The following is a 14,029-nucleotide window of genomic DNA, read 5'->3' on the forward strand; positions in this document are numbered from 1 at the left end:
TGACTATTTTTTATCTACTAATTCACGAACAAAAGCACGTGTTTCTTTATCTACCTGTTGGATGATATCCAAACTAGGTTTTTTGATGGTATCATGTTTCTCCATTGTTCCCTCTATGATTTCCTCAATTTCTAAGAAGGAAATTTTCCCGTTTAAAAATCCTGCGACTGCTTCTTCATTTGCTGCATTTAATACAGTTGGAAGAGTTCCGCCTGTTTTTCCAGCATGAAATGCAAGTCCTAGGCATCTGAATCTGTCAAAATCGGGCTTTGAAAAATGTAGTTTTCCGATTTCCCAAAGTTGTAATCTCTCCTTTGATGCATGCATTGGAAAACGATCTGGATATGAAAAGGCATATTGAATTGGAACTCTCATATCTGGTGTTCCAAGCTGTGCAATAACACTGCTATCATGGAACTGAACCATTGAATGGATAATGCTTTCTTTATGAAGAAGAACATCAATTTGTTCATATGGTAGATTAAACAACCAGTGAGCCTCTATTACTTCTAACCCTTTGTTCATCATCGTTGCTGAATCAATGGTAATTTTAGCACCCATTGACCAGTTCGGATGCTTAAGGGCATCTTCAACTGTAACATCCTTAAGTTCATCGCGAGTTCGGTCACGGAAGCTTCCGCCTGAAGCGGTCAAAATGATTTTCTCCACATTCTTTTCTTTTTCACCTTGAAGGCATTGATAAATAGCGGAGTGCTCGCTATCAACCGGCAAAATGGCAACGCCATGTTGCTTTGCAGCTTCCATAACTAGATGACCTGCAGTAACTAGTGTTTCCTTGTTGGCAAGTCCAATCGTCTTTTTAGCTTCAATTGCTTTTAAAGTTGGTAATAATCCTACACTCCCAACGACTGCATTAAGAACGATTGTAGCCTCATCGTATGTAGAAACCTCTATTAAACCCTCATCTCCATATACTAGCTGTACATCACTGGAAATTTCACTTCTCAATAATTCACATGTTTCTTTTGATTTCACAGAAACAAGCTTCGGTGAAAACTTATGTATAATTTCACGCCCTAAGGACACATTTTCCCCAATCGATATCGCAACAAGCTGTAATTTATCAGGATGTTGTTCAATCACATCTAATGTTTGTTGCCCAATGGAGCCTGTAGCCCCTAATAAACTAATTTTCTTCACAAACTCACTCCTAGTACACATCCACTACTATATAATTAATCTTAAAAAATAAAGAATCGGCAGGATGAATATCATGCTATCAAAACGGTCTAATATTCCGCCATGGCCTGGCAACAATGTCCCTGAATCCTTCACATTATAATGTCTCTTGAGTGCGGATTCTACTAAATCCCCAATTTGTCCAAAAACCGACACAATTAATGTCACGATAATGAGTGAAAAGAAGGAATCAAATAAATCTGTGACCATGTTAAAAATAAACGCAAATACAATAGCCGTAACAATTCCGCCAACAAATCCCTCGACTGTCTTATTTGGACTAATTTCTGGCCAAAGCTTTTTCTTGCCAAGCTTTCTTCCAACAAAATATGCCCCAGAATCTGTTGTCCAAATAACAACAAATGCATAAATTATATATGCTAATCCCATCGCTCTTATTTCAATCATATAATAAAAACCAAAACCAATATATAATGCTGCAAGAATTACCAGCCCAGCATCATCAAAGTTAAAGCTGTTTTTAGATATAACCGTATACGTTAAAATAAATAACACGATAAGAAGGACTATTTCGATTTTTGTAAATTTCAGGCTTGTAAATATATCATTGTATTTACTTGGTATTAAAATAATCCATAACAATATAATAGAAATTATGCCAGGGATCGATGCAATATTAATTTGTTTCATTCGTAATAGCTCAAAAATTGCGATAGCACCCATCAAATACACTAAAATGGTAAACGGGATGCCACCAATAATCACAATCGGTAGAAAGATTGCTGCTGCAATTATCGCAGTTATAATTCTTTGTTTCATCGTATCATTCCTTTTTCAAATGCGATTTGGTACTATACGCCTCCAAATCGTCGGCCTCTCTTTTGAAATGCATAGATGGCCTCTAATAAATGCTGCTCTTTAAAATCAGGCCATAACACATCTGTAAACCAGAATTCAGTATATGCAAGCTGCCAGAGCATAAAATTACTTAATCGTATTTCCCCACTTGTTCGGATTAATAAATCGGGATCTTGTAATCCATCACTCATTAAATATTTGCCAAACAATTCTTCGTCCATTTTTTTATGTAGGTTACCCTCTTGATAGTCCGAAAGAATGTTATTGACCGCTTCTATAATCTCTGCACGGCCTCCATAATTGAGTGCGAAATTTAGTATTAACCCAGTATTTTGCTTCGTATCATTTACCGCTTTATCTACCGCTTTTTGAGTATGCGCAGGAATCGCATCTTTATTCCCCATGATACGAACCTGAACGTTTTCCTCTATTAACTCAGGTAGAAACGTTCCCATAAACTCTTGGGGAAGTCTTAATAAAAAATTAACCTCATCCTCTGGACGCTTCCAGTTTTCTGTTGAAAATGCGTAGACTGTTAAAGTCTTAACTCCAAGTCTACTGGCAAGCTTGGTCACTCTTTTTACTACCTTCATTCCTTCATGGTGACCCGCAGTTCGTGGCAATGATCGTTTTTTCGCCCATCTTCCATTTCCGTCCATTATAATCGCTATGTGATTAGGAATTGGCCCTTTTACTATTTCTTCTTTTGAAATAGAAACTGGCTTTTTCTTCGGTTTTTTAAATTTTTCAAACATTCACAAGTCCTCCAACACCCGAATCAAATGCGCCTTGGCGTTTATGCACCTAGACCAGTTTCATTTTACCATTTTTGTATTGCTCAAGGTAATTAATTAGTAGTCAGTATTAACAAAAAAACCCCCTGTAAACGTTAGAGGGTCTTTTTACAATATATTGTACACGGAAATGGATTAGACTTCCATTATTTCTTTTTCTTTTTCTTTTGCAACTGAATCAATTTTATTAATAGAATCGTCCGTGATTTTTTGAATATCATCAGTTAGGCTGCGTAATTCGTCTTCAGTAATTTCACCGTTTTTCTCAAGCTTTTTCAAATCATCATTGCCGTCACGACGAACATTACGAACTGCAACTTTAGACTCTTCCGCATATTTCTTAACAAGCTTAACTAACTCACGTCGTCTTTCCTCTGTTAGTGGTGGGATTGAAATACGAATAATAGACCCGTCATTTGTCGGATTTAAGCCTAAGTCAGCCTTCTGAATTGCCTTTTCCATATCCCCTAAAACAGACTTGTCATATGGTTGAATAACAAGCATTCTTGCTTCAGGCACATTGATAGATGCAAGTTGATTTAAAGGCGTTGGTGCACCATAGTAATCAACGGAAACCTTATCAAGAATTGCTGGGTTCGCTCTACCAGCTCTAACAGTTGCTAGTTCACGAGACAAAGCTTGGATTGCTTTAGACATTTTATCTTTCACTTGGTTTAATGTGCTATTTGCCATAATGTTATTTCCCCCTTACAATTGTTCCGATATTTTCTCCTAATACGGCACGTTTAATATTTCCTTCATCCATTATTGAAAACACGATTAACGGAATATCATTGTCCATGCAAAGTGAAGAAGCAGTAGAATCCATTACAGCTAAACCTTCTTTAATAACATCGAGATATGATAATGACTCATATTTCACAGCTGTTTTATCAATTGTTGGGTCTGCACTATAGACTCCATCCACATTATTTTTAGCCATTAAAATAACCTCTGCTTCAATTTCAGCAGCACGTAGTGCGGCAGTAGTGTCTGTAGAGAAATAAGGATTTCCTGTACCTGCTGCAAAAATAACAACTCGCTTCTTTTCTAGATGACGAATCGCTTTTCTTCTTATGTATGGTTCTGCGACTTGACGCATTTCTATAGATGTTTGGACACGAGTTTGTATCCCTATATTTTCTAAACTATCTTGTAAAGCTAAGGAATTCATTACCGTTGCAAGCATACCCATATAGTCAGCATTTGCACGGTCCATCCCCATTTCACTCCCAATTTTACCTCTCCAAATGTTTCCGCCACCGACAACAACAGCAACTTCCACTCCTAGTTCAGCAACTTCCTTTACTTGTTTTGCTACAGATTGGATTACAGATGGATTTATGCCAAAACCCTGCTCACCTGCTAATGCTTCTCCACTTAATTTTAACACGATACGTTTATATTTGGCACTACTCATCGAATAAAAAACCTCCATCTCAAAAAGTACAAGCACCTACTAAATGGTGCGATACTATACACTTCAAAAAATAGGGAACACATAATGTGTTCCCTTTTTTCTTTTTACTTCTTCACTTGGCTCATTACTTCTTCAGCGAAATTTTCTTGACGCTTCTCAATACCTTCACCAACTTCGTAACGAACGAAACTCTTCACTGTAGCACCCTTAGATTCAACAAACTTGCGAACCTTTTGATCCGGGTCTTTAACGAAGCTTTGGTCAAGAAGACAAACATCTTCGAAGAACTTACCAAGACGTCCTTCAACCATTTTCGCTACGATATTTTCAGGTTTACCTTCATTTAATGCTTGCTGTGTTAACACTTCACGCTCACGCTCAACTTCTTCTGCAGAAACTTGATCACGTGTTACATATTTAGGATTCACTGCAGCAATGTGCATTGCTACATCCTTTGCAACAGCAGCGTCTGTTGTACCACCTAGAACAGTCAGAACTCCAATACGTCCACCCATGTGAAGGTACGCACCAAATGCGTCACCATCTTCTTTTGTAGCAACTTCAAAACGACGAAGTGAAAGCTTTTCTCCGATTTTTGCGATAGCAGCATTAATATACTCAGAAACATTTGAACCGTTGTCCATCTTTTGTTCTAAAGCTTCTTCAACGTTAGCAGGCTTTTTCGCTAAAAGATGAGCACCTAATTCTTTTACTAGAGTTTGGAACCCTTCATTCTTAGCAACGAAGTCTGTTTCAGAGTTTACTTCTATGATAACTGCTTCATTTCCTGAAATTTCAATCGAAGTTAAACCTTCAGCAGCGATACGGTCACCTTTTTTCGCAGCTTTTGCAATACCTTTTTCACGAAGGTAGTCAATTGCTTTTTCCATATCACCATCAGTTTCTGTAAGAGCCTTCTTACAGTCCATCATACCCGCTCCAGTTTTTTCACGAAGCTCTTTTACCATTTGTGCAGTAACTGCCATTATGTTTTCCTCCTTATTTACCACTATGTACTTTTTCGAATTGTACGAAACAAATTTTTAGGCATTCTGTTTCTATTATGACTTAATTTACTAATTTATATAATTCTTAAAAAAGGTGATAAAAGGCATAACCCTCTTATCACCTTTCGCTCATTAAGCAGATGTTTCTTCACCTTGTTTAGCTTCTAGGATAGCGTCTGCCATTTTTCCTGTTAAAAGCTTAACCGCGCGAATTGCATCATCGTTTGCAGGGATTACATAATCGATTTCATCTGGATCACAGTTAGTATCCACGATACCTACGATCGGTATGTTTAATTTATGAGCTTCTGCAACAGCAATGCGCTCTTTACGAGGGTCGATGATGAATAATGCATCTGGTAATTGCTTCATATCTTTAATTCCGCCTAAGAATTTTTCAAGACGCTCTAACTCTTTATTAAGCTGAACAACTTCTTTCTTAGGTAAAACATCAAAAGTACCGTCTTCTTGCATTTTCTCAATGTCTTTAAGACGCTTGATACGCTTTTGAATTGTTTCAAAGTTTGTTAAAGTACCACCTAACCAACGTTGGTTAACAAAGTACATTCCAGAACGCTCAGCTTCTTCTTTAACAGAATCTTGAGCTTGCTTTTTTGTACCAACAAAAAGCATTGTTCCACCGTTGCCTGCTAATTCCTTTACGAAATTATAAGCTTCTTCAACCTTCTTAACTGTTTTTTGAAGGTCAATGATATAGATTCCGTTACGCTCTGTAAAGATGTAACGCTTCATTTTTGGGTTCCAACGGCGAGTTTGGTGACCGAAGTGAACTCCAGCTTCAAGCAATTGCTTCATAGAAATTACTGACATGGATAAATCCTCCTAATGGTTTTTTGTCCTCCGTTCATATCATCTTTAAGCAAAACTGTAAGAACAGCACCAATGCTTAAATCTATGAACGTGTGTAATAACACCAAAAATTAATATACCACAATCAAAATCCGCGGGTCAAGAAAAATTAGATGTTTTGACGAAATTTGTGTAAAAGTTCTATTTCTGTTTTCCCCTTATTTAATTTTTTTGCAATTTCCTCATAAGAGAGACCTAGCTTTATAAGGTGTTCGATGTCTTTAAGAATGGTGTCTTCATTATTTTCATCTTTTACATGTGTGTCATGCTCAATCTCATTTTCCACCATATAAATATGTCTCGATTCCTCCTTATCCGGATAAGGAGGTAGAAGGTCATTAAGTTCATCTGAGGTCAATTCCAACTCATTTATATGGATCGATTTCTTATTTATTTTTTCTTCCGGTGCAAGTTTCACATCTTTGATTCTATTTAAAAACACTTCATTTTCTTCTTTAATTTCCATCACATATGAAGTGATTACATTTTCAAATTCCTTGAGTAAGCGTTCTTGTTTTTTTTCTACATCTTTAAGCTGATTAATCTTTAAATATAAAAGAATAATGAAAAAAAAGGCGACTGCAAGCAACGCAAAGCAAAGTATTAATAATATGGTTGTCATTCAGGTTCCCTCTATCCCACGATATCAATAAAATTACCCTTGTAGGGATGTTGCTCTTTCTCTTCTTGTTCAGATTGTTCTGTTTTATGTGAAGGTGGTTCTGAAAAAGGGTTTGATGATGCATCCTTATGTATTTGTGCGTTTTCAGATTTGTTGTTTTCGTTAACTTTGGTTCGGTTTCTTTTCTCCAACTTCTCATTATCTGTGGAAATTTGGTCTTGCATATGCTGTCCACGCATCATCAGTTGTTCATGAATCTTACCTGCATCTTGAGTTCTTGGAATCGCAACTTGTAATTCAACTAATTTTAGACTCAATTTTATTCACTTCTTCCGATTTTTATTTTTCAGAATCGATGTCTATTGAAATCTCTTTATTGACTAGTTGCGCTTTTACATGGTGAAAGAGTTGGTTTATGATTCTTTTATATTTTCCAAATTGGACATAGACATTTGGATAAAGTGTCCCGGTAGCAATTAAACTATTTAGGGTTGCTTCCTTCTGTTTTAACGAAAGTTCTATTAATTCTGATTCTAATAACTCTAGTTTTTTCGTTAGTTCCGATTGTGTGAGTTTGTCTCTTTTTAGAAGTAAAATTTCATCCTCTGAAAGAGTTGATGTCCTTTTGTATTTTTCTGCTAATTTCTGGAGTATGAGTAAAACTTTTTGAAGTTGGGCTTTTGTTGCATCTATTTCCATACGAATTCGATTTTCTTCTTGACTATATCTCTCGATTGTTCCAATTTGTATCTCTGTTTTTGTATGTGATGCATTACCGATGTCCTTAGCTTTTACATGATTCCCAGCTGAAATGAGCCCTCCAATAATGTTCCCAGTCAATGAATGAACATTTCCATTTGCAAAACAAACGCTGTGTAGAATTGAACCTGTCGCTTCGATATTTTTTCCAGCATGTAACTGGCATTGATTAAAATATGACGCAATGATATCGCCTTCCGCACGAATTGATGCTTTCGCAAACCCAACAATCCCACCTGATATATATATGGACCCTCCAGCCTCTATTTGTGCACCTTCGACAATACCATAGATTGAAATGTCTCCACCTGCTTTTACGACATAGTCGCTTGGTACATTTCCCCTAATTGTGACATTTCCAATGAAGTCAATATTACCGGTTTTTAGGTTTAAATCCCCATTTACTTCAAAGACGGGCAGAATGTTTATCTTTTTTCCTAATAGGCTGATTTGTCCGTCCACTGTGGCAAAAAGCTTCCCATTTGTGTCAACAATGTTTTTACCAACCACATGCGGAAATGATTTTCCATTCATAGCTACAATTGGATGTCCTAATACATTTCTTCCGGGTGTTCCTGGCCTGCTTGGGTATATGGTTGCAACAAGCTGTCCAGCTTTTACTGTAGGTATTTGCCTTACATTTCGAAAATTTAATACCTCATTAGATTGAAAATCCTGTTTTTTTTCGACGGTTTCTAGCTTGATAAAGCCGTCTTCACCTTTTTTAGGAGCCTCACCACTTGCAATTAATAAGGGAAAAACCATGTCATCCAAATTCAAAATCATACTAGAAATGACATCTCGCTTTATTCCAAACGAAATACCATGTTTAGACAGCAAATCATAGACGTCTTCCTCTTCAATTTGAAGATGTGTAGAATCTTTAATGACTTTGACATGTACTGTCATTTTATCTTTCGATACTAAAAGTTCGATTTCTGCCACAGTCCTCCCGCCTTTTAATGGATGTGTTTTTGTAAAATATCCTTTAGCTTAAAAAGGGCCTTTGAGTGAATTTGAGATATTCTGGATGTCGATAATCCCATAACCTGTCCTATTTCAGTCAATGTAAGCTCTTCTTTATAAAATAAACTGATTATCAGTTGCTCTTTTTCATTTAACTGTTGGATGACATTGATTAATTGATTGAGAACTTCTTTTTTAACTATATGTTCTTCTGGTGTTAAAGTCTTATGATCCTTTATCGAGAAAACGGATTTTTCACTACCCTCATCATCATGCTGATGATCGTCGATGGAAAGAACATTTGCAAAAAATCCTTCATTCATTGTTTGATAAACATCCTCTTCACTCATTTCGACTTCAGTAGCGATTTCGGAAATCGTTACGTTACGCATTAGCTCTTGTTCTAGCTTTTCGATAGCAGCTTCTACTTTCTTTGATTTTTCTCTTGAGCTTCGAGGTAACCAGTCTTCCTTTCTAAGGCCGTCTAATATCGCCCCTCGAATTCGAAAGGAAGCATATGTATCAAATTTTAAATCACGGGAAGGATCGAATTTTTCCAGAGCATCATATAACCCAATCATCCCAAGACTTTTTAAATCATCTTTGTTCACACTTTTTGGCAACGTGACCGAGATTCGCTGCACATGGTATGAAACGAGTGGCATGTATTTTCGAACAAGGGCATCCCCTGCATCTGTGTCTCTTGAGTCTGTCCATTTCTGCCAATATTCGCCATGATCTGTCGATGATAATCTGGACATTCTACTCCTCCTTTACGTTTATTTTAGAACATTTATTATAACCTGCTTAAATTTCCTTGATCCCTTTGCTGACTGTGCGGATTTTTAGAATGTTTGTCACGGGGTCAAATTCGATTGTTCGACCATTGCTCCCACCAACATCTGATGCAACAAGTGTGATGTTAAAACGCTTTAGTTCTGCCTCTACCGCCTCGACATTGCGCGGACCAATTCTCATAATATCACTGCCCGATTGAAATTGAAACATTTGGGCACCACCTGCAATTTTTGCTTTTAAACTCTTTGCTCGACCACCGATACCAATAATTTTTTGAATGAGTTCCTCTATTGCAGTATCGGCATATTTGGCTATATTCATGTTTCCAGCCTTCGTCGATGCCGAACTTGGCAGCATGATATGGGCTAGTCCTGCTACCTTTTTTGCTGGGTCATATATGATAACTCCTACACATGAACCTAATCCAGATGTTCGGATTATGTCAGGTGCAACAACGACATTCATGTCAGCTATCCCAACCTTAATGACTTGAGAAGAGTCAATCATGCATTTGAACTCCCAATGCAGTGAAGATTTTTTCGAATGAATCAGGATCCGGCAACAGCAAAAAATGCCCATTTATATTGTTGTTATTAGGATTTTCATTTTCATTAATTTCTGTTTCAATGACAATTGCAAAATCACTTACCTGAGAAAGTTCCAGTAAGCCATACCCGATAATTGCACCCACCATATCCATTGAAAAGCCAGGGACGGATGGATACAAATTCATCCCGGTAAAATCTGATAAAGAGGTTAGATAGGAGCCTGACAAAATATTGCCAACCTCTTGAAAAGCTGATATCCCCATTTCGTTTTGGATTTCACTCTCAAAAGAGAAGCTTTTATCACCAATTAAATCCTGAATTAATTTTGTTGCTTGTGGAATTTGCAAAATGAAAAACATATTTCCGGACAGATCCCCTTCGATTCGTAGGAAAATACCTGCAACTATATTTTCGGCGCCTCCAGCAAACTCCATCATTTCATCAAAGGACACGATTCTCACATTCGGTACTTGCATATCAATTTTTCTAGATAAAAGCTTCGATAAAGCAGTAGCAGAATGTCCAGCACCAATATTTCCAATCTCTTTTAAAATATCTAAATGAGTAGAATTAATACGCCCGAAAAATGTCATAGCCATTACCCTTCTATTTTTTCCTTTGCTAATCTTGGATTAAGGACCTTTTCTAGATTTAATAAGATAAGCAGTCTTTTTTCAAGCTTTGCTACTCCTTCTAAGTATTCCACTTCAACACTACCGACAATCTCTGGTGGGGGCTCAATCGTGTCAACTGGAATATCCATTACGTCATTTGCCGTATCCACAATTAAGCCAACCTCAACCTCATCTGTCGCAACAATAATAACCCTTGTACTATCAGAATATTCTGATTCAACCATTCCAAAGCGTGTTCTTAAATCAATAATAGGAGTTACAACCCCCCTTAAATTAATGACACCTTTTACAAATGGTGCTGTTCTAGGAACGCGGGTTATATGCTGCACTTTTTCAATAGAACGCACCTGAGAAACCGGGATTCCGTATTCCTCATCATGGAGTGAAAATACAATTACCTTTAACACTGCTGCTTGTTCAGACATTTTTACTCCCCCTTTAACCAACGAAATTTTATTTTATTAACGAATTACAATCGACAATTAATGCCACCTGACCATCGCCTAGTATGGTTGCTCCAGAAATCGCAAACACATTTGTTAAATAGTTTCCTAGCGATTTCAACACAATTTCTTGTTGTCCTATGAAAGAATCAACAATTAGGCCTGCAGATTTATCACCTTTTTTCACAATGACAACAGAAAGGTAATCATCCTCATCCGTGGAGACTGGAACTTGAAAAATATCCTTTAGGTTTACTAACGGTACAACCTTACCTCTAAAATCGATTACTTCATGATTATGAGCATGAAGGATCTTATCCTTTTTGATAATCGCCGTTTCGATAATTGAAGAAAGTGGTATTGCATATTTTTCATTTTGAACTTCAACTAGCATGACAGATATGATTGATAATGTTAATGGTAGTTGGATCGAAAAAACGGACCCTTTTCCAATCGCAGAACGAATCGTAATCGAACCACCAAGTGATTCAATTGTATTTTTTACGACATCTAGCCCGACACCACGTCCAGAAACATCCGAAATTTTTTCAGCTGTTGAAAAACCTGAAGATAAAATAAAATCAAATACTTGACTATCCGTTAACGTCTCTGCAGAATTGGCTGTAACAAGCCCTTTGTTTATAGCCTTTTGAATGATCTTGTCGCGACTAATACCCGCACCATCATCTTCAATTTCGATAAAAACATGATTTCCACTGTGATATGCACGTAGAATAACCGTACCTTCTTCTTGTTTTCCGCTTTGGACTCTGACTTCAGGTGTTTCAACCCCATGATCTAGAGCATTTCGTAAAAGATGTACAAGTGGATCGCCTATTTCATCGATGACTGTACGATCTAATTCCGTTTCCGAACCAATAATTTGAAGGTTAATTTTCTTATGCAAATCCTTTGCTAATTGGCGTACCATTCGTGGGAAACGATTAAATACTGTTTCAACAGGAACCATTCTCATTGTTAGGATTATGTTTTGTAAATCTCCTGAAATCCTCGACATTCTTTCTACCGTTTCATTAAGTTCAGAATGATTTAGATCACGAGAAATTTGCTCTAAACGCCCTCTATCAATAACTAATTCTTCAAATAAATTCATAAGAATATCAAGTCGTTCAATATTTACCCTAATCGTCTTATGATTACCACCGTGCTTACTATTTGATTTAGCAGGATGATTATCTTCTTTTTCTGATTTTGATTGCTCATCTTGGGCAGCGAGAGTAGGGGCAACTTCCTTCTCTGCTTGAATTTGTTCTTGTACTCCAGGATTCGATGAATCAATTTGGACATCTAGGACTGTTACTCTATCTATTTCAGATACTTTCATAATTCGTTTTTCAATATTTTCAGCTATTTCGGTTGATACAAGTGTCACAGTAAACTCATTCTGAAACTGCTCTTCCTCTAATTGATCCACTGAAGGAACTGATTTAATGATTTCACCAACCTGTTCGAGGACCTCAAATACCATAAATACACGGGCGGCCTTTAATAAACAATCCTCTCTAAGAAGAATGGTGATTTCATAACAATTAAAGCCTTGTTCTTTTGATTGTTGGATGACTGTTAATTCAAAATCATCATAATTAGTTCTTATAGCTACATTTTCTGTTTTTAAATTTACTGATACAGGAATGTCTTCTTCTTCTTTAATTACTTCTCCACTTTCAATTTTCTTCAATAAAGACACGACATCTGATACATCTTTTTTACCGTCGCCTCCGTCTGCAATAGAAAAAATCATTTCTTCAAGATAATCAACAGCCTTTAAAACTATATCTAAAAGTGATGGTGTTACGTTAATTTTCATATTTCGAATGCCATCAAGTACATTTTCCATTTGATGTGTGAGGCTTGCTAAATCATCATATCCCATTGTTGCGGACATTCCCTTTAATGTATGAGCAGAGCGGAAAATTTCATTGACGATTGAAATATTCTCGGGTTCTTTTTCTAATTCTAATAAATGTTCATTACATGCCTGAAGATGTTCTTTGCTTTCTTCGATAAACACTTCTAAATATTGATCCATTTCCATCAAATAACACCCCTTTACTTATGTAAGGCTAAGTATCGTACTTGCAATATCCTCTAAATTTTCAACTCTATCAACTAAATGTGTTTCGATTGCAGACTTTGGCATACCGAATACAATGGAGGTCTCTTGTGATTCCGCAATCGATACTACTTGTCCAGACTCTTTAAGTTTCTTCAATCCATATGATCCATCTGTACCCATTCCGGTCATAATAACAGATATTTTTTGAACTCCTTTGATTTCACTAAGTGATTCAAATAAGACATCAACCGATGGTCTATGTCCGTTTATAATTTCACTTTCATCAATATTCACAGCGAATGAAGTGCCAATCTTTTTTATCTTCATATGACGGCCGCCAGGAGCGATATAAGCTATTCCAGGTTTTAAAAATTCCCCATTCTCAGCTTCTTTAACAGTGATCTCACATAAACTATTAAGCCTATTAGCTAACGATTTCGTAAAGCCTGCTGGCATATGCTGAACAATAACAATTGGCAATGGATAATTTCTTGGAAATTCAGGGAGAACTTGCTGTAATGCTCTTGGTCCCCCTGTAGAGGTACCGATACAAACCATTTTTTTAATGCTTCTATTTGGTTCTAGTTCTATTTTACTATAATCTACTATTCTACCTGTAATAGTTTCTTGTATTTTCAATGGCTTTTTAAGCAGAGCAACATTTACTCTTCCGGCATGCAGTACTTTTGTTATGATTTCATTTTTAATAAGATGAAGGTCAATGGATATTGGACCAGATGGTTTTTGAATAAAATCAACAGCGCCGTATTGCATTGCAAGTAATGTGTTGTCTGCACCTTCTTTTGTTGTGCTTGAAAGCATCACAACTGGACGTGGGCACTCACTCATAATTTTCTGTAATGCCTCAATACCATTCATTTCAGGCATTTCAATATCTAAAGTTACGACATCCGGATTGTGCTTTTTAATTTTAATCAGTGCATCGATTCCATTTCTTGCAGTACCAACAACATGAATCCTTGAGTCTTCCTGAAGGAAATTTGAAATGAGTTTCCGCATAAATGCTGAATCGTCTACAATAAGAACATTTATTTTTGTCATTTTAAAGCT

General features: G+C 36.7%; 16 protein-coding genes. All 16 read right to left on the reverse strand.

Going from position 1 to position 14,029, the window contains the following annotated elements:
• Positions 1-3 precede the first annotated feature (3 nt).
• Positions 4-1,161, reverse strand: coding sequence for a 1-deoxy-D-xylulose-5-phosphate reductoisomerase (locus V7097_RS01100; RefSeq protein ID WP_335701746.1), 1,158 nt, complete (start codon positions 1,159-1,161; stop codon positions 4-6).
• A gap of 27 nt (positions 1,162-1,188) precedes the next feature.
• Positions 1,189-1,980 (reverse strand): phosphatidate cytidylyltransferase, encoded by a 792-nt coding sequence (locus tag V7097_RS01105; RefSeq protein ID WP_335701747.1) that lies wholly within the window; start codon positions 1,978-1,980, stop codon positions 1,189-1,191.
• A 32-nt stretch (positions 1,981-2,012) separates the two neighbouring features.
• On the reverse strand, positions 2,013-2,774 hold the full coding sequence (locus V7097_RS01110) for an isoprenyl transferase (protein ID WP_335701748.1): 762 nt from the start codon (positions 2,772-2,774) through the stop codon (positions 2,013-2,015).
• 174 nt (positions 2,775-2,948) lie between these two features.
• Positions 2,949-3,506: a ribosome recycling factor gene (frr, locus tag V7097_RS01115; RefSeq protein WP_335701749.1), complete on the reverse strand. Its 558-nt coding sequence runs from the start codon at positions 3,504-3,506 to the stop codon at positions 2,949-2,951.
• A gap of 4 nt (positions 3,507-3,510) precedes the next feature.
• Complete coding sequence (gene pyrH, locus V7097_RS01120) at positions 3,511-4,233, reverse strand: UMP kinase (protein ID WP_335701750.1); 723 nt, start codon at positions 4,231-4,233, stop codon at positions 3,511-3,513.
• A gap of 104 nt (positions 4,234-4,337) precedes the next feature.
• The gene (gene tsf, locus V7097_RS01125; protein ID WP_335701751.1) at positions 4,338-5,219 is read right to left on the reverse strand and encodes a translation elongation factor Ts; all 882 of its coding nucleotides are present in this window, start codon (positions 5,217-5,219) and stop codon (positions 4,338-4,340) included.
• A gap of 153 nt (positions 5,220-5,372) precedes the next feature.
• Complete coding sequence (gene rpsB, locus V7097_RS01130; RefSeq protein WP_335701752.1) at positions 5,373-6,071, reverse strand: 30S ribosomal protein S2; 699 nt, start codon at positions 6,069-6,071, stop codon at positions 5,373-5,375.
• Between the two features lie 148 nt (positions 6,072-6,219).
• Positions 6,220-6,732: a hypothetical protein gene (locus tag V7097_RS01135; protein WP_335701753.1), complete on the reverse strand. Its 513-nt coding sequence runs from the start codon at positions 6,730-6,732 to the stop codon at positions 6,220-6,222.
• 11 nt (positions 6,733-6,743) lie between these two features.
• Positions 6,744-7,049 carry a hypothetical protein gene (locus V7097_RS01140; RefSeq protein WP_335701754.1) on the reverse strand — a complete coding sequence of 102 codons (306 nt, stop codon included), beginning with the start codon at positions 7,047-7,049 and terminating at the stop codon, positions 6,744-6,746.
• A gap of 22 nt (positions 7,050-7,071) precedes the next feature.
• Entirely contained in the window at positions 7,072-8,436 is a 1,365-nt protein-coding gene (locus V7097_RS01145) for a DUF342 domain-containing protein (RefSeq protein ID WP_335701755.1), read from the reverse strand.
• A gap of 14 nt (positions 8,437-8,450) precedes the next feature.
• Positions 8,451-9,218, reverse strand: coding sequence for a FliA/WhiG family RNA polymerase sigma factor (locus V7097_RS01150; RefSeq protein ID WP_335701756.1), 768 nt, complete (start codon positions 9,216-9,218; stop codon positions 8,451-8,453).
• Between the two features lie 46 nt (positions 9,219-9,264).
• The gene (locus tag V7097_RS01155) at positions 9,265-9,762 is read right to left on the reverse strand and encodes a chemotaxis protein CheD (RefSeq protein ID WP_335701757.1); all 498 of its coding nucleotides are present in this window, start codon (positions 9,760-9,762) and stop codon (positions 9,265-9,267) included.
• Positions 9,755-10,396, reverse strand: a complete 642-nt coding sequence (locus V7097_RS01160; RefSeq protein WP_335701758.1) for a chemotaxis protein CheC — start codon at positions 10,394-10,396, stop codon at positions 9,755-9,757. The genes V7097_RS01155 and V7097_RS01160 overlap by 8 nt, the downstream gene beginning before the upstream one ends.
• Positions 10,397-10,401: 5 nt before the next feature.
• A complete protein-coding gene (locus V7097_RS01165; RefSeq protein ID WP_335701759.1) occupies positions 10,402-10,863 on the reverse strand; it encodes a chemotaxis protein CheW in 462 nt (153 codons plus the stop codon).
• A gap of 28 nt (positions 10,864-10,891) precedes the next feature.
• The gene (locus tag V7097_RS01170) at positions 10,892-12,937 is read right to left on the reverse strand and encodes a chemotaxis protein CheA (protein WP_335701760.1); all 2,046 of its coding nucleotides are present in this window, start codon (positions 12,935-12,937) and stop codon (positions 10,892-10,894) included.
• An 18-nt stretch (positions 12,938-12,955) separates the two neighbouring features.
• Positions 12,956-14,020: a protein-glutamate methylesterase/protein-glutamine glutaminase gene (locus tag V7097_RS01175; protein WP_335701761.1), complete on the reverse strand. Its 1,065-nt coding sequence runs from the start codon at positions 14,018-14,020 to the stop codon at positions 12,956-12,958.
• Between the last annotated feature and the right edge of the window lie 9 nt (positions 14,021-14,029).

The sequence above is a fragment of the Bacillus sp. JJ1562 genome (assembly GCF_036962705.1).
Classification (GTDB): domain Bacteria; phylum Bacillota; class Bacilli; order Bacillales; family Bacillaceae_L; genus Ferdinandcohnia.